Origin of the sequence: Erwinia phyllosphaerae, assembly GCF_019132875.1 — a bacterium.
Lineage (GTDB): Bacteria > Pseudomonadota > Gammaproteobacteria > Enterobacterales > Enterobacteriaceae > Erwinia > Erwinia phyllosphaerae.
Window position 1 is genome coordinate 99,834 of record NZ_JAHSPF010000010.1, and the last position, 24,169, is coordinate 124,002.

At 54.7% G+C, this 24,169-nt stretch carries 18 protein-coding genes; 3 read left to right on the top strand and 15 right to left on the bottom strand.

Annotated elements, in window-relative coordinates:
- Positions 1–7: 7 nt before the first annotated feature.
- The 5 genes from malP to glpE form a co-directional block, all read right to left on the bottom strand.
- A complete protein-coding gene (malP, locus tag KUE00_RS17120) occupies positions 8–2,410 on the bottom strand; it encodes a maltodextrin phosphorylase (protein ID WP_246761185.1) in 2,403 nt (800 codons plus the stop codon).
- Between the two features lie 221 nt (positions 2,411–2,631).
- Entirely contained in the window at positions 2,632–2,982 is a 351-nt protein-coding gene (locus KUE00_RS17125; protein WP_246761187.1) for a hypothetical protein, read from the bottom strand.
- 49 nt (positions 2,983–3,031) lie between these two features.
- Entirely contained in the window at positions 3,032–3,790 is a 759-nt protein-coding gene (locus KUE00_RS17130; RefSeq protein WP_246761189.1) for a DeoR/GlpR family transcriptional regulator, read from the bottom strand.
- Between the two features lie 20 nt (positions 3,791–3,810).
- Positions 3,811–4,629: a rhomboid family intramembrane serine protease GlpG gene (gene glpG, locus KUE00_RS17135; protein ID WP_246761191.1), complete on the bottom strand. Its 819-nt coding sequence runs from the start codon at positions 4,627–4,629 to the stop codon at positions 3,811–3,813.
- A 47-nt stretch (positions 4,630–4,676) separates the two neighbouring features.
- The gene (gene glpE, locus KUE00_RS17140) at positions 4,677–5,006 is read right to left on the bottom strand and encodes a thiosulfate sulfurtransferase GlpE (protein WP_246761193.1); all 330 of its coding nucleotides are present in this window, start codon (positions 5,004–5,006) and stop codon (positions 4,677–4,679) included.
- 226 nt (positions 5,007–5,232) lie between these two features.
- Here glpE and glpD point away from each other — a divergent pair, with 226 nt between their 5' ends.
- Positions 5,233–6,741, top strand: coding sequence for a glycerol-3-phosphate dehydrogenase (gene glpD / locus KUE00_RS17145; protein WP_246761195.1), 1,509 nt, complete (start codon positions 5,233–5,235; stop codon positions 6,739–6,741).
- Positions 6,742–6,826: 85 nt separating this feature from the next.
- On the opposite strand, the gene glgP is transcribed toward glpD, so the two are convergent.
- The 6 genes from glgP to asd all read right to left on the bottom strand — a co-directional run bounded on the left by glgP (position 6,827) and on the right by asd (position 17,875).
- Complete coding sequence (gene glgP / locus KUE00_RS17150; protein ID WP_246761197.1) at positions 6,827–9,274, bottom strand: glycogen phosphorylase; 2,448 nt, start codon at positions 9,272–9,274, stop codon at positions 6,827–6,829.
- A gap of 18 nt (positions 9,275–9,292) precedes the next feature.
- Positions 9,293–10,726, bottom strand: a complete 1,434-nt coding sequence (gene glgA, locus KUE00_RS17155) for a glycogen synthase GlgA (protein WP_246761199.1) — start codon at positions 10,724–10,726, stop codon at positions 9,293–9,295.
- Positions 10,727–10,792: 66 nt separating this feature from the next.
- A complete protein-coding gene (gene glgC / locus KUE00_RS17160) occupies positions 10,793–12,082 on the bottom strand; it encodes a glucose-1-phosphate adenylyltransferase (RefSeq protein ID WP_246761201.1) in 1,290 nt (429 codons plus the stop codon).
- A 12-nt stretch (positions 12,083–12,094) separates the two neighbouring features.
- Positions 12,095–14,080, bottom strand: a complete 1,986-nt coding sequence (glgX, locus tag KUE00_RS17165) for a glycogen debranching protein GlgX (protein ID WP_246761203.1) — start codon at positions 14,078–14,080, stop codon at positions 12,095–12,097.
- On the bottom strand, positions 14,077–16,263 hold the full coding sequence (glgB, locus tag KUE00_RS17170; protein WP_246761205.1) for a 1,4-alpha-glucan branching enzyme: 2,187 nt from the start codon (positions 16,261–16,263) through the stop codon (positions 14,077–14,079). The genes glgX and glgB overlap by 4 nt, the downstream gene beginning before the upstream one ends.
- Positions 16,264–16,765: 502 nt before the next feature.
- The gene (gene asd / locus KUE00_RS17175; protein ID WP_246761206.1) at positions 16,766–17,875 is read right to left on the bottom strand and encodes an aspartate-semialdehyde dehydrogenase; all 1,110 of its coding nucleotides are present in this window, start codon (positions 17,873–17,875) and stop codon (positions 16,766–16,768) included.
- A gap of 257 nt (positions 17,876–18,132) precedes the next feature.
- On the opposite strand from asd, the gene KUE00_RS17180 reads away from it, so the two are divergent.
- Both KUE00_RS17180 and KUE00_RS17185 read left to right on the top strand, forming a co-directional pair.
- Positions 18,133–18,726, top strand: coding sequence for a YhgN family NAAT transporter (locus KUE00_RS17180; RefSeq protein WP_246761207.1), 594 nt, complete (start codon positions 18,133–18,135; stop codon positions 18,724–18,726).
- Positions 18,727–18,738: 12 nt separating this feature from the next.
- Positions 18,739–19,743, top strand: coding sequence for a helix-turn-helix domain-containing protein (locus tag KUE00_RS17185; protein ID WP_246761208.1), 1,005 nt, complete (start codon positions 18,739–18,741; stop codon positions 19,741–19,743).
- Here the strand turns inward: KUE00_RS17185 and KUE00_RS17190 are convergent.
- The 4 genes from KUE00_RS17190 to gntR all read right to left on the bottom strand — a co-directional run bounded on the left by KUE00_RS17190 (position 19,655) and on the right by gntR (position 24,144).
- Positions 19,655–20,734 carry an alpha/beta hydrolase family protein gene (locus tag KUE00_RS17190; RefSeq protein WP_246761209.1) on the bottom strand — a complete coding sequence of 360 codons (1,080 nt, stop codon included), beginning with the start codon at positions 20,732–20,734 and terminating at the stop codon, positions 19,655–19,657. The two genes, KUE00_RS17185 and KUE00_RS17190, sit on opposite strands and share 89 nt — an antisense overlap.
- A 181-nt stretch (positions 20,735–20,915) precedes the next feature.
- Positions 20,916–22,256 carry a gluconate transporter gene (gene gntU / locus KUE00_RS17195; RefSeq protein WP_246761210.1) on the bottom strand — a complete coding sequence of 447 codons (1,341 nt, stop codon included), beginning with the start codon at positions 22,254–22,256 and terminating at the stop codon, positions 20,916–20,918.
- Positions 22,257–22,266: 10 nt separating this feature from the next.
- Positions 22,267–22,800, bottom strand: coding sequence for a gluconokinase (gene gntK, locus KUE00_RS17200; RefSeq protein WP_246761211.1), 534 nt, complete (start codon positions 22,798–22,800; stop codon positions 22,267–22,269).
- Positions 22,801–23,148: 348 nt separating this feature from the next.
- Positions 23,149–24,144 carry a gluconate operon transcriptional repressor GntR gene (gene gntR, locus KUE00_RS17205; RefSeq protein ID WP_246761212.1) on the bottom strand — a complete coding sequence of 332 codons (996 nt, stop codon included), beginning with the start codon at positions 24,142–24,144 and terminating at the stop codon, positions 23,149–23,151.
- Positions 24,145–24,169: the final 25 nt, after the last annotated feature.

Consider the following 24,169-nt stretch of genomic DNA (forward strand, 5'->3'; position numbering starts at 1 on the left):
TGCTCCCTTATCGTCTGGCCTGCCAAATGCGCTGTTGATAATCGCGGATAGAACGGTCAGAGCTGAACATGCCGCAGCGCGCGGTGTTCAGAATGGTCATTTTGGTCCAGGCATCCTGGTCCCGATAAAGCTGTTCGGCCCGCTTTTGCGCCTCGCAGTAGCTGGCGAAATCGGCCAGTACCTGCCAGAAATCGCCGCCCGCGCCCAGGCTGGAGAGCATGGGTTCAAACGCCTTTTTGTCACCGTTGCTGAAGAAGCCTTTTTCCAGCTCTTTCAAAATAGCGTCCAGATGCTTGTCTTTTTTACGTAGCTTAAGCGGTGCATAACCGTTTTTTTTCAGCGCTTTCACTTCGTCTACGGTGTGGCCAAAAATAAAGATGTTTTCCGCGCCTACCTGTTCGGCAATCTCGACGTTGGCACCGTCGAGCGTGCCAACGGTCAGCGCGCCGTTTAGCGCCAGCTTCATGTTGCCGGTGCCGGAAGCCTCATAGCCTGCGGTAGAAATTTGCTCGGAGATATCGGCCGCCGGGATCATCATTTCGGCGGCGGTAATGCGATAGTCAGGAATAAAGACAACCTTCATCCTGTCGCCAATAACCGGGTCGTTATTGATTTTCTCGGCCACTTTATTGATGGCATAGATGATGTTTTTTGCCAGGTAGTAGCCCGGCGCGGCCTTGGCGCCAAACAAGAAGACGCGCGGCACAAAGTCCATATCGGGGTTTTCGCGCAGCCGCTTATAGCAGGAGAGGATATGCAGCAGGCCAAGGTGCTGGCGTTTGTACTCGTGCAGCCGTTTGATTTGCACATCGAATATCGCTTCAGGATTAATCACTATGCCGGTTCGCTGGTGAACATAGTCGGCCAGCCGAACTTTATTGGCGTGCTTGATTTCCCGATAGCGCTGGCGGAAAGCGGGGTCGTCGACGAAAGCTTCCAGACCTTTTAATGCGTCAAGGTTATTGACCCATTCGACCTTAAGCGTGTCGTCGATAAGTTCTGACAGCAGCGGGTTACACTGCTTTAACCAGCGGCGCGGCGTAATGCCGTTGGTGACGTTATGAAATTTAGCGGGCCAAAGCTGGTGATATTCCGGAAAGAGATCTTTAACCACCAGCTCGGAGTGCAGCGCCGCCACGCCGTTAACCGCAAAGCCGCTGACCACGCACAGGTTCGCCATGCGCAGCTGGTTGTCGTAAAGCACCGCCAGCTTTTCCCACACCGCCTCATCGTTCGGCCACTGCTTCTCTACCTGCTTTTTAAAGCGTCGGTTAATCTCTTTGATAATCAGGTAATGGCGCGGCAGCAGCGAGCGCACCAGCCGCTCATCCCAGCGCTCCAGCGCCTCCGGCATCAGCGTGTGGTTGGTATAGGCAAAAGTGTTGCTGACAATCGCCCAGGCATCATCCCATTCCAGCTGATGCTCATCCAGCAGCACGCGCAGCATCTCGGGAATGGCAATGGTAGGATGCGTGTCGTTTAGCTGGATAACTTCATAGTCGGGCAGTTCCGTCACCGGCCTGCCCGCGCGATGGTGGCGGCGTAAAATGTCCGCGACCGAACAGGCGCACTGAAAATATTGCTGCATCAGGCGCAGCCGTTTGCCATCCTGATGATTGTCGTTGGGGTAGAGTACCTTGGTCAGCTTTTCCGCTTCGATACCCTGCTGCTCCGCCTGCAGAAATTTGCCGTCGTTAAACAGCGTCAGATTAAAAGGATGCGCATGGCTTGCCTGCCAGAGCCTCAGCGGCTGCACTACGCCATTTTGATAGCCGATAACCGGCAGATCCCAGGCCTCGCCGCGCAGCGTCACGGCGGGCTGCCATTCCACTCCGCCCTGCGCATTCTTAATAGTTTTGCCGCCAAAATGGACGTCAACGTCCAGTGCGGCGTTATGGCGGAACCACGGATAGCTGGCGCGGTGCCAGTCATCCGGCGCTTCCATCTGTCGGCCATCGGCAAAGGATTGTCGAAACAGGCCATACTGGTAGTTCAGGCCATAGCCGGTAGCGGACTGGCCCACCGTGGCCATCGAATCCAGAAAGCAGGCGGCCAGGCGCCCCAGGCCACCGTTACCCAAAGCGGGATCGACCTCTTCCTCCAGCAGCTCGCTTAAATCACGCTGGTGCGCCGCCAGAGATGCCTTCACGCCGTCATACCATCCCAGGTTCAGCAGATTGTTGCCGGTCAGCCTGCCGATCAAAAACTCCATAGAGATGTAGTTTACGTGACGCTGCTTTTTTACCGCTTTCATCGGCGGTGCGGCGGCAAGCAGTTCGGCAAGCGCGCCGCTCAGCGCCTGCCACCACTGATAAGCCGTCATCTCATCTGCTGCAGAAAGTCCAAAGTGCTGCCACTGGCGGGTTAAAGCCGCCTCAAAACGTGCCTGATTAAATTTCTGATGCGACATACCGCTTCCTTTTGAAATGGTAAGAGGAGAACAGGCGGGACACATACAGTTAAGACCTGAACAGAAAAAAATGCTCATGCGGGGGAGTGAAAAAGTCGAAACGTTTTTTCTTAAGATTTCAAAGGGGCAAGGTTAGCGGGGTAATCTGCGGTGTTTTGCGGTAGCGTTTTTAAGCCGTGAAAAAAACGCCGCCGCCAGGCTTTATCAGCGGGTCCGTGCCGCTAGCGTTGCCGACACTCCTTGTCGATCTCTTTCTCAATCTCAGCCGGGCTGGCGTGCTGCGTCAGAAGCTTGAAGCGGTACTTCAATTTAAGGCCCTGCGCATCACACCGGCCCGACTCTGCCAGCGCCACTGCCGCGCTATAAGCCTGATAGCAGGCGTCTGCATCATCAACATGCTGTTTACACTGGCTAAAAACTTGCCAGGTCAGGTCGGGCCTTGCGCTATACCAGACAATTTGCGGGCTGCTTTTTATCTCTTTCAGCAGCTGCGGCAGGTAAAAATAGCCGGCGGCGAACCCAATAAGTAACACCGGGATTAAAACTACGCCGAAACTCATTTTTCTCTTCATGCCTGTTTGCGCTCCTGCAACCCGCTATCTATTGCTGCCATACGAGGCCTCAGCAAATTTCCAGATGGACTTCGTGCTGTTCGATAGTTTTAAGTACGCCCGGCGGCGGTAGCTCGTCGGTGAACATATAATCTATCAGGCTCATATTGCCCAGGTTAACCATGGCGTTACGGCCAAACTTTGAGTGGTCGGCCACCAGCATCACGCAGCGCGAGTTTTCAATAATCGCCCGCTTGGTGCGTACCTCGTGATAGTCGAAGTCCAGCAGCGAGCCGTCCATATCGATGCCGCTGATCCCCAGGATGCCGTAGTCCAGCCGAAACTGAGAAATATAGTCCAGCGTCGCCTCGCCCATAATGCCGCCGTCGCGCGTGCGCACTTCACCACCGGCCACAATCAGGCTGAAGTCGGGTTTGCTCATCAGCAGCATCGCCACGTTGAGGTTATTGGTCACAATACGCAGGTTGTTGTGGTTCAACAGCGCATGAGCAACCGCTTCTGGCGTGGTGCCGATATCGATAAACAGTGAGGCACCGTCCGGGATCTGGCTGGCGACGCGCTGCGCAATACGCGCCTTTTCCGCCGACCACATCATTTTGCGGTCTTGCCAGGCGGTATTTTCCGAGCTGGAAGGCAGCGCCGCGCCGCCGTGGTGGCGCTGGATTTTATTTTGCTCTGCCAGTTCGTTCAGGTCGCGGCGAATGGTTTGCGGGCTGACGGTAAAATGATCCACCAGCTCTTCGGTACTGACATAGCCCTGACGACGAACCAGATCGATAATGGCGTCGTGACGTTGCGTCTGCTTCACAAAGCTCTCCTGTATATGCGCTATCTTGTTTTTCGGGTATCGACAAAGGCCATTGCCAGCCCGAGCAGCAGTCCGGTAACGTGCGCGGCGTTGGCGATGGACAGGTTAAACCAGCCCATATAGCCGATGACCAGCCAGACAAGGGAAAATGCCATCAGGCCACGCTCAAGGTAAATCCCGCTGGCGGGATCTCGTTCTCCCCGCAGCCACGCGTAGCCCATCAGCGCGTAAACCACGCCGGAAAGACCACCAAACATGACGCCGCTGAATTTTGCCTGCATCCAGCCGCTGAGCAGCGCGGAGATTAACATAATGACAAAGAGCTTGCCGCTGCCGAGCCGTTTTTCAATCGCGCCGCCCAGATACCACCACCACAGCAGGTTAAACAGAATATGCACCAGTGAAAAATGCAGCAGCGCATGGCTGAACCAGCGCCACAGCTGCAAATGCTGGTCGGCATTGGGCCAGGAGAGCCAGCCCATGACGGTGCGGTCGCCCACAATCTGCATCAGGATAAAGACGATAAAGCAGGCAGCGATGACGGTCAGCGTCAGCGGGCCAGCCCGCTCGCGGATATTGGCCATCAGTGACGAGCCGCTATAGGAGATGCCGCTGGTGGTCGTGCCGGACTGCCAGCTGGCCGCCAGATAACGTGGATGATTGGGCTCACGGATAAACTGACCGAGTTCGTTTTCGACCAGATTCAGCTGTGAATCGTCATCCAGCCACAGCGTATAGCGGTCATCATGCTCAATACGCAGCCTTACACCCCGCGTCGCCATATAGTCCACAAAGGCCTGCGCCATGCGGGGATTAGCAAACTCAGTAATACGCGTCATCGCCGGTAAAATCCCTGTTTATAGTATAAAAATGTTTTATTTTGCGGCTATTCTGCGCCAGAAGAAATCTGTTGTGGGAAGACAGCGCGCCATGCGTCAAAGCCGCCGTCGATGCTGTAAGCCTCTTTAAACCCCTGGCTCAGCAGATACTGGGCCACGCCCTTGCTGCTGTTGCCGTGATAGCACATTACCAGCACCGGTGCGTTCAGGTCACTTTGCTGCATAAAAGCAGGCAGGGTGGTATTGGTAAGATGAAAAGCGCCGCTGGCATGGGCTGCCAGGTAGCTTTGTGGATCGCGGATATCTACCAGCTGCGCTTTTTCTTGCGAAAGCTTAGCCTGCGCCTGCTGTACGTCGATACACTCAAATTGGTCCATGGTCTGTTCTCAAAAGATGACAATCGGGCGCTATTGTATCGCGATCAAAGCCAACAATAACCCAATAAAGCACAGGGCTATATGGCTTTTTCCTGAACAATTCTGTTACCTCCATCACGCATAAATGTTTTTATTCGGTTAACGCTGGCGTCGGTGTCGCTTTGCGATTATTATAATGCTCGAAAACGAACATTTAAGAACTATTCCGAACATCGGAGGAGATGACGTGGAAACCAAAGACTTGATCGTAATCGGCGGCGGCATCAACGGTGCTGGCATTGCGGCAGATGCCGCAGGACGCGGCCTGTCTGTGCTGATGCTCGAGGCGCAAGACCTGGCGTGCGCGACCTCTTCCGCCAGTTCTAAACTGATCCACGGCGGCCTGCGCTACCTGGAACACTATGAATTCCGTCTGGTCAGCGAAGCGCTGGCCGAGCGCGAGGTGCTGTTAAAAATGGCCCCGCATATCGCCTTCCCTATGCGCTTCCGTTTGCCGCACCGTCCGCATCTGCGTCCGGCCTGGATGATCCGCGTTGGCCTGTTTATGTATGACCATCTGGGCAAACGCACCAGCCTGCCCGGCAGCAAAGGGTTGCGTTTTGACTCAGATTCGGTGTTAAAACCTGAAATTACGCGCGGTTTCGAATATTCCGACTGCTGGGTAGACGATGCTCGCCTGGTGGTCCTCAACGCGCAGGAAGTTGAGAAGCGCGGCGGCGAAGTGCGCACGCGCACTAAAGTGACTCGCGCCTGGCGTGAAAACGGCCTGTGGAAGGTTGAAGCGGAAGACATCGACTCCGGCAAAACCTTTACCTGGCAGGCAAAAGGCTTAGTTAACGCCGCTGGCCCGTGGGTTAAGCAGCTGTTTGATGACGGCCTGCAGCTTAAGTCACCTTACGGTATCCGCCTGATTAAAGGCAGCCATATCGTTGTGCCGCGCGTGCATACGCAAAAGCAGGCTTATATTCTGCAGAACGAAGACAACCGTATCGTCTTTGTGATCCCGTGGATGGACGAGTTCTCTATTATCGGCACCACCGACGTTGAATATAAAGGCGATCCGAAAAACGTCCATATCGACGAGAAAGAGACCGAATATCTGCTGAAAGTGTTTAACAGCCACTTTAAAAAGAACATCAGTAAAGACGATATCGTCTGGTCTTATTCCGGCGTGCGTCCGCTGTGCGATGACGAATCCGATTCGCCGCAGGCCATCACCCGCGACTATACGCTGGACGTGCGTGACGATAACGGTAAAGCGCCACTGCTGTCGGTGTTTGGCGGCAAGCTGACCACCTATCGCAAGCTGGCCGAGCACGCGATGGAGAAGCTGTCGAAGTACTACAGCAACGCAGGCCCGGCCTGGACACGCAACTGCGTACTGCCGGGTGGTGATATCGCCGGCACGCGTGAAGATTACGCTGCCAGCCTGCGTCGCCGCTATCCGTTTATTACAGAACAGATGGCGCGCCATTACGCTCGTACCTACGGCAGCAACACGGAGCTGTTCCTGAAACCGGCTAAAAGCCTGGAAGATTTGGGCGAGCTGTTTGGTCATCATTTCTATGAAGCCGAGCTGCGTTATCTGGTCGAACACGAGTGGGTGCGCGAGCAGGATGATGCGCTGTGGCGTCGTACCAAAGAAGGGATGTTCTTAAACGAGCAGCAGCGCGCGCGCGTTGGCGCATGGCTGGCAGAGCATGCAAAGAAACCGGCGCTGTCGCTGGCGTCGTAACTCCTGTAACAGCGTGATGCAAAAAGGGCGGAATTGATTTCCGCCCTTTTTTATATTTACAGATTAGAAGACTAAACCCGCGTTATTACAGCCGAATCGGCTTAATATTCCAGATCTCGTCTGCGTATTCCTGAATCGTCCTGTCGGAAGAGAAATAGCCCATATTGGCAATATTCAGCAGCGTTTTACGCGTCCACTCTTCCGGATGACGGTACAGCTCGTCCACTTTATCCTGCGTATCCACATAGCTACGGTAGTCCGCCAGCAGCTGATAGTGGTCGCCCAGATTCACCAGCGAATCAAAAATATTGCGGTAGCGGCCCGGTTCCTGTGGACTGAATACGCCGGTCGCAATCTGATTCAGCGTCTGCTGCAGTTCGGCATCCTGCTCGTAAATCTCGTGTGAGTTATAGCCTTGTGCACGCAGCTCTTCAACCTGAGGCGTGGTGTTGCCGAAGATAAAGATATTCTCTTCACCCATGTGTTCCAGCATCTCGACGTTGGCACCGTCCAGCGTGCCGATGGTCAGCGCGCCGTTCAGGGCAAACTTCATATTACTGGTGCCGGAGGCCTCGGTACCCGCCAGCGAGATCTGTTCAGAGAGATCGGCGGCCGGGATAATGATCTGCGCCAGGCTAACGCTGTAGTTAGGGATAAACACGATCTTCAGCTTGTTTTTTACCTGCGGATCGTTGTTGATCACATTCGCTACGTCGTTGATCAAATGAATAATATGTTTTGCCATGTAGTAAGCCGAAGCGGCCTTACCAGCAAAGATATTTACGCGCGGCACCCAGTCAGCCTCCGGATCGGCTTTGATCCGGTTATAACGCGTGATGACGTGCAGCACGTTCATTAGCTGCCGCTTATATTCATGTATACGCTTGATCTGCACGTCAAACAGCGCGTGCGGATCGATAACGATATCCATTTTCTGCGCGATATGTTCCGCCAGCCTTTTCTTGTTGATCAGCTTGGCGTCGCTGATCCTCTTCAGGAAGCCGGGATAGTCGATATGCTGCTTCAGCTCGTCAAGCTGGCTTAAATCCGTGCGCCAGGTGCGGCCAATGGTGTCGTCCAGCACTTCGGAAAGCGAAGGGTTAGCCAACGCTACCCAGCGGCGCGGCGTAACGCCGTTGGTTTTGTTACAGAAGCGGCCAGGGAACAGCGCGGCAAAATCCGCAAACAGCGACTGCACCATCAGGTTCGAGTGCAGTTCAGATACGCCGTTAACCTTGTGGCTGACCACTACCGCCAGCCAGGCCATACGCACCTGACGCCCGTTAGCTTCATCAATGATCGAGATGCGCGATTGCAGATCCCAGTCGTCGGGATAGTAGTCCTGAATGGTTTTCAGGAAGTAGTCATTGATATCGAAAATAATTTGCAGATGGCGCGGCAGGATCTTGCCGATCATATCAACCGGCCAGGTTTCCAGCGCTTCCTGCATCAACGTGTGGTTGGTATAGGAGAAGACCTGACAGGTCACTTCAAACGCGTCGTCCCAGCTGAACTTGTGCTCGTCAATCAGCAGCCGCATCAGCTCAGGGATCGCCAGCACCGGATGCGTGTCGTTCAGATGGATAGCGATTTTATCCGCCAGGTTGTCAAAGGTCTGATGCATAACCCAGTGACGGTTAAGAATGTCCTGCACCGTGGCCGATACCAGGAAATACTCCTGACGCAGGCGTAGCTCGCGTCCGGAATAGGTGGAGTCGTCCGGATAAAGTACGCGCGACACGTTTTCCGAGTGGTTTTTATCTTCTACAGCGGCAAAGTAATCGCCCTGGTTAAATTTCCCAAGGTTGATTTCGTTACTTGCCTGCGCCCCCCACAGCCGTAGGGTGTTGGTGGCGTCCGTATCAAACCCCGGAATGATCTGGTCGTAGGCCGTTGCCAGCACTTCTTCCGTTTCCAGCCAGCGGGAACGGCTGCCTTCATGCTGAATGCGGCCGCCAAAACGGACTTTGTAGCGCGTGTTAAAACGCTGAAACTCCCAGGGATTACCATATTCCAGCCAGTAATCCGGCGATTCCGCCTGGCGTCCGTCAACGATATTTTGCTTAAACATACCGTAGTCGTAGCGGATACCGTAGCCGCGTCCGGGCAGGCCCAGCGTCGCAAGCGAATCCAGGAAGCAGGCGGCCAGGCGGCCTAAACCGCCGTTGCCCAGCCCCGGATCGTTCTCTTCGCCAATCAGCTCTTCCAGATCGAAGCCCATCTCTTCCAGCGCGGCGCGGGCATCGTCGTAGATGCCCATTGCCAGTAACGCATTGGAGAGCGTACGCCCTACCAGAAACTCCATCGACAGATAATAGACCTGACGCACATCCTGCGACAGCTGCGCACGGTTAAAGCGCAGCCAGCGTTCCACCATCCGATCCCGTACCGCCAGCAGCGTCGCGTTCAGCCATTCATGTTTATTGGCAATAGAAGGATCTTTGCCAATCGTGAACATCAGTTTATAGGCAATGGAGTGTTTCAATGCCTCGACGCTGAGCGTTGGGGCCGTATAAGTGAAAGGTGCGTTCATATCAGTTTTCCGGTTTCTTTATAACAAACGTTGATAGAGATCGCGGTAAGCCACGGCGGCCACCTGCCAGCTAAAATCCATCGCCATCGCCTGGCGCTGTACGTAGCGCCACAGCGAAGGACGAGACCAGAGCACAAAGGCGCGACGAATCGCTCGCAGCAACGACCAGGCGTTGCTGTCTTCAAATACAAAGCCGCTGGCAATGCCGTCGGCCAGGTTTTCCAGCGAGCTGTCGTTAACCGTATCGGCCAGGCCGCCGGTACGCCGCACCAGCGGCAGCGTGCCGTATTTCAAACCGTACAGCTGCGTCAGGCCGCACGGCTCAAAGCGGCTTGGCACTACGATAACGTCGGCCCCGCCCATAATGCGGTGCGAGAAAGCCTCGTGATAGCCAATCTGTACGCCAACCTGGCCGGGATATTCCGCCGCCGCCGCAAGAAACCCTTGCTGCAATACCGCATCGCCCGCGCCAAGCAGCACCAGCTGGCCGCCCTGTTCCAGCAGGCCCGGCAGCGCTTCCAGCACTAAATCCAGCCCTTTTTGTTTGGTCAGACGACTGACGACGGCGAATACCGGCGCTTTCTCGTCAATCTTCAGCCCCATGGCAATTTGCAGCTGACGCTTGTTTTCCTGCTTGGCGTCCAGGACATCGCGGTTATAGCGTGCGGTCAGCAGCAGATCCTGTTCCGGATCCCAGATTAGCGGATCCACGCCGTTCAGAATGCCGGTTAAGCGCCCTTCCATCTGCCGCTGTTTCAGCAGATCCTCCATGCCATAGCCAAACTCCGGCTGGGTGATTTCGCGCGCATAGGTCGGGCTGACCGCCGTAATATGATCGGCATAAAAAAGCCCGGCCTTGAGATAGGAGATCTGTCCGTAGAACTCCAGACCATGCATATTGAAAAACGACCACGGCAGCTGGATCTGCTCCAGATGATGAGCGTAAAACAGTCCCTGATACGCCAGGTTATGCACGGTGAACACGGATTTCGCCGGACGTCCTCTGGCCGCCAGATAGGCGCAGGTCAAACCGGCATGCCAGTCGTGAGCGTGTACCACTTCCGGGCGCCAGAAAGTATCCAGCCCGCAGGCGATTTCACACCCCATCCATCCCAGTAGCGCAAACCGCAGGTAGTTGTCCGTATAGGCAAACTGCGACTCGTCGTGATACGGGCTGCCGGGACGATCGTATAACCCCGGCGCGTCGATCATATAAATCCCTACGCCGTCATACTCACCGTAGTGCAGCTCGACGTAACCCGCGAAGGTGTGCAGACGAGCCACCACTTCCGCGTCGGGAATGCCCTTCTTTATATCCGGAAACGCCGGAATCAATACTCTGGTATCAATCCCTGCCGCAATCTGCGCCGCCGGTAATGCCCCAACAACATCAGCAAGCCCGCCCGTTTTTAGCAGCGGGAAAATTTCTGAACAGACATGTAAAACCTGCATTATCGGCTCCTTTACTTTGTTCTGACGCGTTCCTCCGCATCAAACCCGTGCTTTATTTTTATGTAGTTAACTACGCCAACCCAGCTTTGCCAGCATGGTACGAGTGACCAGCACAATGCCTTCTTCCGAACGGTAAAAACGACGCGCATCATCATCCGGGTTCTCGCCGATTACCGTTCCTTCGGGCAGTTCGCAGGCACGATCTATCACGCAGCGGCGCAGGCGACAGGAGCGCCCCACTACCACGTCCGGCGACAGCACAGAGGATTCGATATTGCAGAAAGAATTGATTCGAACGCGAGAAAACAGCACAGAATTCACAACTACCGAGCCAGAAATAATGCAGCCGCCCGACACTAAGGAATTCATCGTCATGCCATGGCTACCTGACCTGTCCTGCACAAATTTTGCCGGCGGCAGCGGCTCCATATGCGTACGGATAGGCCAGTTACGGTCGTACATATCCAGTTCCGGCGTCACCGACGCCAGATCGAGATTCGCTTTCCAGTAGGCTTCCAGCGTACCGACGTCGCGCCAGTAAGGCGGCGCGTTATCGTCGCTTTGCACGCAGGAAACGCTAAAGGAGTGCGCCAGAGCTTCGCCGGTGGCGACAATCTTTGGCAGGATGTCTTTGCCGAAATCGTGGTTAGATTCCGGAATTTTTAAATCGTCTTCCAGCAGCTGATAGAGATAGTCGGCATTAAAGGTATAAATGCCCATGCTGGCCAGCGCCTGGGTGTCATCGCCCGGCATCGACGGCGGATCGGCCGGTTTTTCCAGGAAATCTACCACCTTGTTTTCAGCGTTGACGGCCATTACGCCGAACGCGCTGGCCTCTTCAATCGGCACAGGCAAACAGGCGATGGTACATTTTGCGCCGTTTTCAACGTGGTCCAGCAGCATGCGCGAGTAGTCCATCTTGTAGATATGGTCGCCCGCCAGGATCACGATATATTTCGCCTGATAGCGGCGGATAATATCGAGGTTTTGCGTAACGGCATCCGCCGTGCCCCGATACCAGTGTTCCGTAGAGAGACGCTGCTGGGCGGGCAGCAGATCGACAAACTCGTTCATCTCCTCGTTTAGAAATGACCAGCCGCGCTGGATATGCTGCACCAGCGTGTGCGACTGATACTGCGTGATCACCGCGATCCGCCGGATCCCGGAGTTCAGGCAGTTCGACAGGGCAAAATCGATGATGCGAAATTTCCCGCCGAAGTGGACGGCTGGCTTGGCGCGTTTCGCGGTGAGATCTTTTAACCGCGTGCCGCGTCCGCCCGCCAGGATCAGGGCTACAGTTTGCGACGGCAATTGTCTTGCCAACATCAGAGGGTCGTTCTTATCTAAAGTGGCCATGCCTGACTCCTGTTATGGTTGTTCCTGGAACACGCACACGCCGTGTGCGGCGCCATGCCAGACAGTTAACAGAATCGGGTTATCATCCCCGGCGAAGGGCGGAACAGCATGCCAGCGCCCCGGTGGCAGTTTGATATCGCACACTTCTTCGGTGGCGTTAAGCGTAACCAGCCAGTTATGCGACAGCCTGATCTGGAGTCGGCGCACGCCCTGCCGCCAGTCACTGGCGGTCATCGGCTTGCCTTCCGGCCCCAGCCACTCCACGTTGCCGTCGCCTGGCTGCCACCAGCGATCCGCCTGTAGCGCCGGAATGCGCTTGCGCAGATGGATTAAGGCGGCAGTAAAATTGAACAATCCACTGTTGTTGTTTTCCCAGTCGAGCCAGGTCAGCTCGTTATCCTGACAGTAAGCGTTGTTGTTGCCGTGCTGGCTATGGCCGTGCTCGTCACCCGCCAGCAGCATCGGCGTGCCCTGCGAGAGCAGCAGCGTGGTCAACAGCGCATGCACGCTGCGTAGCCGATGCTCCGCCACCAGCAGCGGCGCGTTCAGTCCTTCCACGCCGTGGTTGTAACTGTAGTTGCTATTGTGGCCATCGCGATTATCTTCACCGTTGGCTTCGTTATGCTTGTTGTTAAAGCAAACCAGATCGGTAAGCGTAAAACCGTCGTGCGCGGTAATCAGATTGATAGTGGCGGAGGGCAGTCGGCCTTCCTGCATAAAGATGTCGCTGGAAGCCGCAAAGCGCGTGGCAAAATGGCCGTTGCTGATATCGCCGTGCAGCCAGTAACGCCGCATCGCGTCACGATACTGGTCGTTCCATTCGGCAAAAGGCGCGGGAAAATTGCCGACCTGATAGCCATCCGGGCCGATGTCCCAGGGTTCTGCAATCAGTTTGCACTTTGAAAGCAGCGGGTCTTCCTGTAGCACTTCAAAGAATGATGCGTGCGGATAATATTCCGGCGTGCGGCCCAGTACCGTCGCCAGGTCAAAACGAAAACCATCAACGTGGCAGACTTCGACCCAATAGCGCAGACACTCCAGCGTCCAGTTCATAACGTTGGGATGGCTGATATTCAACGTATTGCCGCAGCCGGTCCAGTTTTCGTATTTGCCCTGCTCGTCTACCCAATAGAAGCTTTTGTTATCCACGCCGCGCTTGTTAAGCGTAGGCCCGTTTTCATCCAGCTCGGCGGTATGGTTAAACACCACGTCCAGAATCACTTCGATCCCTGCCGCGTGCAGCGCTTTTACCGCCTGCTGAAACTCATCGCGCGGATGCAGGCTGTCGACGCCGGACGCATAGCGCGAATCCAGCGCATAGGTTGCCAGCGGGTTATAGCCCCAGTAATTGGTTAACCCGAGCCGTAACAGCCTGGGTTCATGCGCAAAGCAGGCAACCGGCAGCAGTTCCAGCGTCGTAATACCAAGGCGCTTGAAATAATCGATCATCACAGGATGGCCGAGTGCGGCATAGGTGCCGCGCAGCTCCGGTGGAATGCCGGGGTGCCGCCTGGTCAGGCCGCGCACGTGGGCTTCATAAATCACCGTGGAGCCCCACGGTACGCGCGGCGGCTGGTCATCTTCCCAGTCAAAATCGTCCGCCAGCACCACGCTTTTCGGCGCGATGGCGGCGCTGTCCGACGTATCCATCTCTTTTACGCCACACTGGAAACGCGGATCGTCCGTTACTTCGCCCACCACCTCGCGAGCGCAGGGATCGATCAGTAGCTTATGTGGATTAAAGCGATGCCCGGCTTCCGGCTGCCACGGCCCGTAGACGCGGTAACCATAGTGCTGCCCTTCTTTGATGGCGGGCAGATAGCCGTGCCAGATATCGCCAGTTCGCGCCGGAAGCTCAATGCGCGTTTCGTGGCCTTTATCGTCAAATAAACAGAGTTCGACCCGCTCGGCATGCTGGGAAAACAGCGTAAAATTGACGCCTTTACCGTCGTACGTCGCGCCCGAAGGCGTTGGCTTACCGGACTGCACTGAACTCATGAAGCCTCCCTGACCAGCCAGACCGTCGCTAACGGTGGCAAAGTCATACTGACTGAGTGTTCACGGTTATGGCTTGGCAGCGCCTCGCTTTCAATCACGCCCAGGTTGCCCACGTTGCTGCCGTGGTACCAGGCCGAATCGGTGTTCAGCACTTCCCGCCAACTGCCCGGCTGCGTCACGCCGAAACGATAATCGTGACGCGGCACCGGAGTGAAGTTACTGGCGACGATCAGCTCATTGCCTTCACGATCGCGACGAACAAAAACAAACACGGAGTTTTCAAAATCGTCCACCACCAGCCACTCAAAGCCCATCGGATCGAAATCGAGCTGGTAGAGCGGCGCGTGACTGCGATAGGTGTGGTTAAGATCCTTCACCAGACGCTGCACACCGTGGTGCCAGCCGCCTTCCTCTTCCAGCAGGTGCCAGTCGAGGCTGATGTCGTGGTTCCACTCTTTGCCCTGAGCGAATTCATTGCCCATAAACAGCAGTTTTTTGCCGGGGAAGCCAAACATCCAGCCGTAATAAGCGCGCAGGTTGGCAAATTTCTGCCAGGTATCGCCAGGCATGCGATCCAGAATCGAGCGCTTGCCGTGCACCACTTCGTCATGCGACAGCGGCAGCACAAAGTTTTCGGTCGAGTTATACAGCATGCCGAACGTCAGGTTGTTGTGGTGATGCTTGCGGTAAACCGGGTCAACCTGCATATAGTTGAGCGTGTCGTGCATCCAGCCCAGATTCCACTTGTACCAGAAGCCCAGACCGCCGGTTTCCGCTGGACGAGAAACACCGGGGAAATCGGTGGACTCTTCCGCTACGGTGACGGTGCCAGGTGCGGCGTTACCCAGCGTACGGTTGGTATAGCGCAGGAAGGCGATGGCCTCCAGATTTTCACGGCCGCCAAAATGGTTTGGGATCCACTCGCCTTCTGCACGGCTGTAGTCGCGATAAATCATGGAGGCGACGGCATCCACGCGCAGGCCGTCAATGCCAAAACGCTCAATCCAGTACAGCGCGTTGCCGGTCAGATAGTTGCTGACCTCACGACGGCCAAAGTTATAGATCAGCGTATTCCAGTCCTGGTGAAAACCTTCGCGCGGATCGCCGTGCTCATAAAGCTCGGTGCCGTCAAATTTGGCCAGGCCAAAATCATCGGAAGGAAAATGGCCGGGAACCCAGTCCAGCAGCACGTTTAATCCGGCCTGATGCGCCACGGCGATAAAGTTGCGGAACTCGTCGCGCGTGCCGAAGCGGCGGGTTGGCGCATACATGCCAGTGGGCTGGTAGCCCCAGCTGCCGTCAAACGGATGCTCGTTAATCGGCATCAGTTCAAGGTGGGTAAAGCCCATCTCTTTGGCATAGGGCACCAGCTGCTCGGCCAGCTCTTTGTAGCTTAGCCAGTAATTGTTATCGGTGTGGCGACGCCATGAGCCAAGGTGCACTTCATAAATGGAGATGGGCGCGTCGAAATCATTCGCGCGCTGGCGCTCTTCGGGCATGGTAGTTTTGGGCGGAATGCCGCAGATCATGGAGGCGCTGTCCGGCCGCATTTGCGCTTCAAAAGCGTAAGGGTCGGACTTCAGCCGCAGCTGGCCCTGCGCGTCGATAATTTCATATTTATAGAGCTGCCCATGAACCGCGCCAGGAACGAACAGCTCCCAAACGCCGCTTTCCTGGCGCAGCCGCATAGGATGGCGACGTCCATCCCAAAAGTTAAAGTCGCCCACCACCGAGACGCGGCGAGCGTTAGGTGCCCAGACGGAAAAGCGCGTGCCGATAACGCCGTCAATCACGTCTGAATGCGCGCCCATGGTTTCATAAGGGCGCAGATGCGTACCTTCTGCCAGCAGCCAGCTGTCCAGTTCTTTCAGCAATGGCCCAAAGCGATAGGCGTCATCAATTAAATTCTGCTGTCCGTGCCAGGTGACGGCCAGCTGATAGCGAAACATGTTTTTGCGACGAGGGATCACACCCTGGAAAAAGCCACGTGAATCAATGCATTCCAGCTGGCCGCACTTGCGTCCGGTGCTGGTTTCAATTACCCATACTTCAGTAGCATCCGGCAGCAGCGCGCATACCGTCAGACCTTGTTTGGTCTTATGCATGCCAAGAAGCGAAAAAGGGTCTGCGTAATGGCCGGAAATTAACGCGTTAATTAACCGGCGATCCGTAAGCTCCGACATGACTGTACCTGTAATGTATGGCAGGCGATCCTTTTTTAGAAAAAAATGAATGCACTGCTCTTCATTGAGCCAAAAACACGCTGTCGGGTGTAGCCATCCAGTGGGAAAGATCCGCCGCAGCGTGCGACAACTTCAGTTAGATACTCAAAACACGATTGCGCAGGAAAGCTGCTCCGGCATTCTGCGATCGGCCGATACAGCTAAGCATAGCCAGGGCGCAACTAAAGCCCGCACCGAATGCAGAAAAATATTGCTTTGAGATCAAACTTTCACAGATTGACAAACTGAAAAGCAGCCCGGCGGGGGAAAACAGGCGGAAAAAAGCGTTGAGTGATTGATTATCTGACGGACTTTACGGGTTTACGGAAGTGAAAAATCAGGTTTGACGAAGAAAATAGCGCGGGGAGATCGATAAACGGTGGCGGTTGATAAAGCCAGGTCTGGCAGAAAAGTTGGCAATAAAAGCCCGGCGCAATGTCTCCATCACGTCGGGCTAACTTATTTAGTCCACCAGCAGACGCAGCATACGGCGCAGCGGCTCGGCAGCACCCCACAGCAGCTGATCGCCAACCGTGAAGGCGGAAAGATATTCCGGCCCCATGTTCAGCTTGCGCAGACGGCCAACCGGCGTTTTCAGCGTGCCGGTAACGGCCGCTGGCGTCAGTTCACGCATGGTCAGCTCGCGGTCATTTGGCACCACGGTAGCCCATTCGTTATGGGCAGACAGCAGCTGTTCGATTTCCGCCAGCGGCACGTCTTTTTTCAGCTTAAGGGTAAACGCCTGGCTGTGGCAGCGCAGCGCGCCGACGCGGACGCACAGGCCATCAACCGGAATGGTTTGCGCCGTTTGCAGAATTTTGTTGGTTTCCGCCTGGCCTTTCCACTCTTCGCGGCTCTGACCGTTTTCCAGCTGCTTGTCGATCCACGGAATCAAACTGCCCGCCAGCGGAACGCCGAAGTTATCGGTCGGCAGAACGCCATTACGGCTCATTTCGGTAACTTTACGTTCGATGTCCAGAATAGCGGAAGCCGGGTTTTGCAGCTCTTTTGCGACGTGATCGTGCAGCATGCCCATCTGCGTCAGCAGTTCACGCATGTGGCGCGCGCCGCCGCCGGAAGCCGCCTGATAGGTAGCAACCGATGCCCATTCCACCAGATCGTGCGCAAACAGACCGCCCAAAGACATCAGCATCAGGCTAACGGTACAGTTACCGCCCGCGAAGGTTTTAATGCCTTTATCCAGACCCTGGCGAATAACCTGGTGGTTAACCGGATCGAGAATAATCAGCGCATCGTCCTGCATGCGCAGCGTAGAGGCCGCATCAATCCAGTAACCCTGCCAGCCCGCCGCGCGCAGCTTTGGATAGATCTCACTGGTGTAGTCACCGCCCTGACAGGTGATAATGATATCGAGCGCTTTTAGCGCCTCCAGATCGTACGCGTTCTGCAGCAGCCCCGGCGACTGGCTACCGAACTGCGGCGCGGCCTGGCCATGCTGAGAAGTAGAGAAAAACACCGGGCGAATGACGTCAAAATCGCGTTCTTCCATCATGCGCTGCATCAGCACGGAACCCACCATACCGCGCCAGCCAATAAGTCCTGTTGATTTCATGTTGCACCTGTTTCAGGCTGGTTCACTCATTTATACCGTTCTGACAGAGAAATATGTCGGATACGGCACCCGGCAGAAGGCAAACCGTCTGTGATTTATCGCCTGACCTGTTAGAGTGAAAGTGATAAGAAAGAAATATGGCTATCACCTTACAAAATGCTGGAAAAGTGGCAAGTAAATTAAATCGATTAGTCCCGCTTTTTTAGCAGTAATGCTTATAACAGGCGGCAAAATCCGCGGAGCGATGAGAACAAACGATGACAGAGATGATTTCGGTAACCGTATTATTGCTGCTTATTATGGACCCATTGGGCAATTTGCCGATTTTTATGTCGGTTTTGAAGCATCTGGAGCCGAAACGTCGTCGCGCGGTGCTGATTCGTGAAATGCTGATCGCGCTGGGGATCATGCTGCTGTTTTTATTCGCCGGTGAAAAAATTCTCGCCTTTTTAAACCTGCGCACGGAAACCGTTTCGATTTCCGGCGGCATTATCCTGTTTTTGATCGCCATCAAGATGATTTTCCCTTCACACGAGAGCAGCAGTAGCGGTCTGCCCGCAGGTGAAGAACCCTTTCTGGTGCCGTTAGCTATTCCCCTGGTGGCTGGCCCTTCACTGCTGGCGACGCTGATGCTGTTATCCCATCAGTATCCCGACCAGATTGGTCATCTGGCCGGGGCATTACTGATAGCCTGGGGCGTAACGGTTACTATCCTGCTGCTGTCAGGTCTGTTTTTGCGGCTGCTGGGCGAAAAAGGCGTTAACGCGCTGGAACGGCTGATGGGATTGATTTTGATCATGCTGGCGACGCAGATGTTTCTGGACGGCATCCGCGCTTATATGAAGTTTTAACTGGAAAATTTTATGCCCGCTATTCCACTGCCTTTTATCACTTTTATCGTGATTTTAATGCTGATAATAAAGCTTATTTTCCGCCAGGATACCCGCTATCGTACTGCCGTTTATTTTCTTTTCGCCTGTGCGCTGCTTATGCTGGTATCGGGTTTGCGCTGGAGTTACGCGCTGCCTTTTCACGTGATGCAACCTTTGCTGGCTTTGCTTCTTCCACCTTTTGCCTGGCATTGCTTTGCGGAATTGACCGACCGGAGCGGCAAGCGTAACAAATTACTGGCAGCGATTGCCGCGATGACAATGCTTTGCCTGCTTTGGCCTGCGGCAATAGATGTCGCCCTATGCATTTTTTATGCGGTATACGGCTGTGCGCTCATTCGACTGGCGAGAAGCGGACCGGATGTTTTCAGCCTGGCGCGATTAAACGAAGCGAAAGCGGCCAGGCTGATGGCCTTTTGTTCTGGCTGCCTGCTCTGCTTTTCCGCCTCGGTTGATTTAATCGTTGCTCTCGATTTCAGTTTCTTTTCCGGACACAATGCAGCAACAATCGTTGCGACCGCACAGTGTCTGCTCCTGCTACCTCTTTGCCTGGCCGTTGCTTTTACCAGCAAAGCACCAGCGCCCGTTTTATCTTTGCCAGAAAGTACAGACGATACGGTTCAGTTAAATCTGGTTTGCGAAAAGCTTGAAAGGCTAATGCAGGAAAAAGAGTTTTTCCTGGATGCCGACCTTACGCTGAATAAGCTGGCGCGGAAGTCTGGCATTCCGGCACGTCAGATTTCCCGTGCCGTTAATCAGACCCGAAGCCGTAATGTTTCACAATGGGTGAATGGTTTTCGCGTAGCCAGGGCGCAGGACCTGTTAAGCGACAGTAACCTCCCTGTCACCCAGGTGATGCTGGAGGCCGGTTTTATCACCAAGTCCAATTTTAACCGTGAGTTTCTACGGCTAACCGGCCTTTCCCCCTCTGACTACCGTTGCCGTGAAGCGCCAGCGAATGCAACAAAAAGCCGCTAATTTCTTTTAACAGGCGCTGATGTATTTCCATCCTGCTCACCCTCCCACCATCGCGGCAGACAACTCCTTCACCCGGTTCAGCTGCTTCTATCATTGCTTCCGCGCCTGGTTTACACAGCTGCATAAAACTAAAGTGAGTGGTATACGGGACCTTCTCGTAGCGCCGCCATTTTTCAGGCAGGCGAGCAGCGACATAGCCCGACTCCATTTCCGCTGGCAGGCCGCCCAAATCCGTTTCCGCTCCCAGCAAAAGTACGGGTACTTTTATCCGTGCAAGGCTTGCCGTCGTCAGGCCACGCAATAACCCACCATCCAGTGCCACAACTGCTTTAATACGGTTGTCCTGCCAGCTTTTAGCCAACAGCTTATCGGTGCCAGGTAAATTAATACCCAGCTGTTCGAGAAGCTTACAGCTGGAAAAATCTGCATGCCGTAGACAGTCAGCAGTAAACTGCCGCGAGCTAAACTTTGCACCTGCCAGTTCCAGTACAGTCCAGCCGCCGAGCGAATGACCTACCGCCGCAATACGCTTAGCATCCACATTACCTGCTAATAAAGGGTCGTTAATCAAAGCGTCAATTATTTGCGTTAGCGCTTTAGGTCTTTGCCAGAGTTGGCGGGCATTATCAGGAGTAAGATCGGAGGTAGTAGTACCGGGATGATTTGGCGCCGCGACAATAAACCCGCGTTCGGCCAGCGCTTCAGCCAGCCATGCGAGGTTTTTCCAGCTGCCGCCGTAACCGTGAGAAAAAATCAGTAACGGATGTTTCCCTTCTTCCGGCCTTGCATTGCGTTGCACCACGCTCCCTGTAAATGCCGCATTCTCGCCGATTTTTTCCAGTTTCCCTGCTGAGCCTGGTGGATACCAGAGCGCGACATTTAGCGCGGATAAGCCAGCCCGGTTAACTGTAATTTCACGAAAGCCGCTCTTCGCCAGCACAGGTAAACTGACCATCCATCCCAGTAAAAAATAAATCAGAAATCGATACATTGCTCATCTCCAGTATTTAATCAGGAGGTTGATTATCGATATGTGAGGAAAGAATACGTCCTGGAACAGGATCGAGGTCTTGTTTTTAAAGGTTTTTATGAAAATAAGGGATTGGGGGGAAAGGAAGAGAACAATGTTGGCCAGGACAAATAAAACTGGCGGGCGTATTGCCCGCCAGTCCCTAAGAAAGCAGCTCGAACGCGATCATCCCTACGATAGCGCCCGTAGTGCCCAGAATGGTTTCCATCATCGTCCAGGTTTTTAGCGTCTGGCCTTCCGTTGCGCCGGTAAAGCGGCCAAACAGCCAGAAGCCCGCGTCGTTAACGTGGCTGAAAATGATAGAGCCACCCGCAATACAGATAGACAGGGCGGCCATCTGCGCGCCGGAATAATGCAGCGGCTCAATCACCGGCATAATCAGGCCGACCGCCGTCAGACAGGCTACCGTCGCCGACCCCTGAATGATGCGCACCGCACCAGCCAGAATAAAACAGGCCAGTGCAACCGGTAAGCCCGCGCCGGTCAGCGCATGCCCCAGCGCCGGGCCAACGCCGGAATCCACCAGCACCTGTTTAAAGACGCCGCCCGCACCAATGACCAGCAGGATAATGCCCGCAGGCTGTAAGGCGCTGCCGCAAATCTGCATCACTCGCTCTTTGTCCATGCCCTGACGGTAGGCCAGGCCATAAATAGCCAGCAGACAGGCGAGCAGAATGGCGATAAACGGATGGCCGATAAATTCCAGCCATTCATACAGCGTGGTGCCTTCGGTCACAAAGCGCGCGCCAATAGTTTTTAGCCCAACCAGAATCAGCGGGAACAGGATCAGCGAGAGGCTGAAGCCAAACGAAGGCATTTTGCTTTCGTCAAACTCCGGATGGCTGGTTTCCGTCGGTAGCGTAAACACCACGCGGCGGCTGATAAAGTTACCGAAAAGCGGCCCGGCAATCAGCATACTCGGGATCGCGGCGCACACGCCCAGCAAAATCATCCAGCCGAAATCAACATGCATCTGTGAAGCCAGCAGCATCGGTGCCGGGCCAGGCAGCAAAAATGCAGCGGCGGCGGCCACACCAGCAAACAGCGGGATCACCAGCTTGACCAGGTTATCCCCGGTTCGGCGCGCGACGGCAAAAGCGATGCTGATCAGCAGAACCACAGCAACTTCAAAGAACAGCGGTAGCGCACAAATGAGTCCGGCAATGCCCATCGCATAGTGCGCGCGGCTTTCGCCAAACGTTTTAAGCATTTTGACGGCTATCTGATCGACAGCGCCGGTTTCATGCAGAATTTTGCCAAACATCGCGCCCAGCGCGACCACGATAGCCAGAAAGCCCAGCGTGCCGCCCATGCCTTTCTGCATGGTGGCGGCAATATCTTCAAGCCGCATGCCGGAAAAAATGCCGGCCCCAACGGAAACTAACATCAAGGCTAAAAAAGCATGCATACGCGCTTTCATAACCAGAAACAGCAGCAGCAAAACAGAGCCTGCGGCGGTTAATACCAGTGTTGCAGTAGCCATTACATCCCACTTAGTTTTTTAGCGCACCTTCGATGGTGGCAATAGTGGCAGCCACAACCTCATCTAGCGTTTGATTAATGTCCACGACTAATACATCGCGCTCGTCTTCGCCTGGTTCCTCTAACGTTGCAAACTGCGTTACCAGCATTTGTGGTTTAAAGAAGTGGCCTTTACGCGCGCGCAGACGAGATTCGATAGTGTCAAAATCGCCCTTGAGGTAAACAAAAGAGAGGTTGTCATTACCTTCGCGCAGGATGTCGCGATAGCTCTGCTTCAGCGAAGAGCAGACAATCAGCGAGACCTGGTTGGTCCGCTGCATAGCAAAAGCGGCGTCGTTAATCGCCTTCAACCACGGCTGCCTGTCCTGATCGTTCAGCGCATGGCCTTCCGCCATTTTCTGGATGTTGCTACGCGGATGCAGGAAATCGCCATCCAGGAAAGCGGCCTTAAGATGATAAGCCACGGCATTGGCTACGGCAGATTTACCGCTGCCTGAAACGCCCATCAACACAAAAACATGATTGGACGAAGGGGATTTGTTCATTGTTTTACTCCGGCAAAGATGTCTGGGCCTGGCCCGTCAGTTGTTAGCGTCCTGTTGTTATCGGTAACATTGTCTGGACGCCCGTGAAGTATGGCAACAGATGCGCAGGAAAAAGCTGGTAAATGTGAGATGGTTCAAAAAAATGACAGTTTCAGAGTGTTTGCGGCACAAAGCGACAAAAAGCCTGCTCAACGAGGGCTGAAAAGCTGAAGTGCGTCCGAGATGAGGCGCGCCTACCGCGCCATAAATGACGCGGCTCGAATGACTATGAAGGATATTTTAGGGGTCTGAAGAGCAGACCATGCCGGGCGCGTCAGCAGATTGTTAATGACCAGTCGCCGCCAACAATCAGATGCTGCCACCTTCTGAAATAGTAAAACCCAGGTCGATTTGCTGCGTTCCTGTTTGCTCGCCACGAATACGTGCCAGCAGTAGCGAGGCCGAAACCTGTCCCATTTTTTCACGCGGCGTTAATACCGTAGCCAGCTCTGGCGTGACAACCTGGGTAATATCGTGGCCGTGAAAACCAGCAATGGCGATATCTTCCGGCACGCGAAGCCCCTGCCGCTGACATTCAAACATGGCACCCACCGCAAGGTCATCATTAGTACAAAAGAGGCTGTCCGTATCCGGATAACGTGCTTGCGCTTCTTTGAGCAGCAGGCCGCCCATCGAAAACGAAGAAGGTTCTTCCATCATAATACTGCGCGGCGCCAGGTTTGCCTCACGCATCGCCTTTTCATAGCCTTCGTGTTTTAACAGCGTGCGCTCATCCAGCCTTGCGCCAAGGTAGACCGTGCGGCGATGGCCTTTTTTCAAAATGGCATGCGTCATCTGCCGCGCCGCTTCGACGTTATCGAAGCCGACGGCCAGATCCAGACAGGGAGAAACGCAGTCCATCATTTCCAACACCGGGATGCCCGCCGTTTCTATCATGCGCAGGCTTGCTGGCGTATGGGTTCGTTCGGTCAGGATAAGCCCGTCAATGTTCCAGCCCAGCAGCGAACGCATCTGCAATTCTTCTTTCTCTGCGCTATAGCCGAAGTGCCCGAGCATCGTCTGGTAACCTGCCGCATCGGTAACGGTTTCGATGCCGCGCAGTACATCGGCAAAAACCTGGTTGGTCAACGAAGGAAGCAGCACGCCAATCGCCCGACTGGTGGCGTTAGATAAAATGTCCGGCGCGCGGTTAGGGATGTAGCCCAGCTCGTCCAGCGCCTCGGCAATGCGGCTCTGCAAAGCGACAGAAACCTGATCGGGATTGCGCAGATAGCGGCTAACGGTCATTTTGGTAATGCCTACACGATCGGCAACGTCCTGTAATACCGGCCTTTTTTTCTTCATTTTTTTCAGGTAGTCAGAGGGTAAG

What these genes read in the sequence shown, in the direction of transcription:
- gntK (WP_246761211.1), bottom strand. Translation starts at nt 22,800, where the DNA reads ATGAACAAATCCCCTTCGTCCAATCATGTTTTTGTGTTGATGGGCGTT.
- KUE00_RS17185 (WP_246761208.1), top strand. Translation starts at nt 18,739, where the DNA reads ATGCCCGCTATTCCACTGCCTTTTATCACTTTTATCGTGATTTTAATG.
- glgP (WP_246761197.1), bottom strand. Translation starts at nt 9,274, where the DNA reads ATGAACGCACCTTTCACTTATACGGCCCCAACGCTCAGCGTCGAGGCA.
- glgA (WP_246761199.1), bottom strand. Translation starts at nt 10,726, where the DNA reads ATGCAGGTTTTACATGTCTGTTCAGAAATTTTCCCGCTGCTAAAAACG.
- gntR (WP_246761212.1), bottom strand. Translation starts at nt 24,144, where the DNA reads ATGAAGAAAAAAAGGCCGGTATTACAGGACGTTGCCGATCGTGTAGGC.
- malP (WP_246761185.1), bottom strand. Translation starts at nt 2,410, where the DNA reads ATGTCGCATCAGAAATTTAATCAGGCACGTTTTGAGGCGGCTTTAACC.
- KUE00_RS17180 (WP_246761207.1), top strand. Translation starts at nt 18,133, where the DNA reads ATGACAGAGATGATTTCGGTAACCGTATTATTGCTGCTTATTATGGAC.
- KUE00_RS17190 (WP_246761209.1), bottom strand. Translation starts at nt 20,734, where the DNA reads ATGTATCGATTTCTGATTTATTTTTTACTGGGATGGATGGTCAGTTTA.
- gntU (WP_246761210.1), bottom strand. Translation starts at nt 22,256, where the DNA reads ATGGCTACTGCAACACTGGTATTAACCGCCGCAGGCTCTGTTTTGCTG.
- asd (WP_246761206.1), bottom strand. Translation starts at nt 17,875, where the DNA reads ATGAAATCAACAGGACTTATTGGCTGGCGCGGTATGGTGGGTTCCGTG.
- KUE00_RS17125 (WP_246761187.1), bottom strand. Translation starts at nt 2,982, where the DNA reads ATGAAGAGAAAAATGAGTTTCGGCGTAGTTTTAATCCCGGTGTTACTT.
- glgX (WP_246761203.1), bottom strand. Translation starts at nt 14,080, where the DNA reads ATGAGTTCAGTGCAGTCCGGTAAGCCAACGCCTTCGGGCGCGACGTAC.
- glpE (WP_246761193.1), bottom strand. Translation starts at nt 5,006, where the DNA reads ATGGACCAATTTGAGTGTATCGACGTACAGCAGGCGCAGGCTAAGCTT.
- glgC (WP_246761201.1), bottom strand. Translation starts at nt 12,082, where the DNA reads ATGGCCACTTTAGATAAGAACGACCCTCTGATGTTGGCAAGACAATTG.
- glgB (WP_246761205.1), bottom strand. Translation starts at nt 16,263, where the DNA reads ATGTCGGAGCTTACGGATCGCCGGTTAATTAACGCGTTAATTTCCGGC.
- glpG (WP_246761191.1), bottom strand. Translation starts at nt 4,629, where the DNA reads ATGACGCGTATTACTGAGTTTGCTAATCCCCGCATGGCGCAGGCCTTT.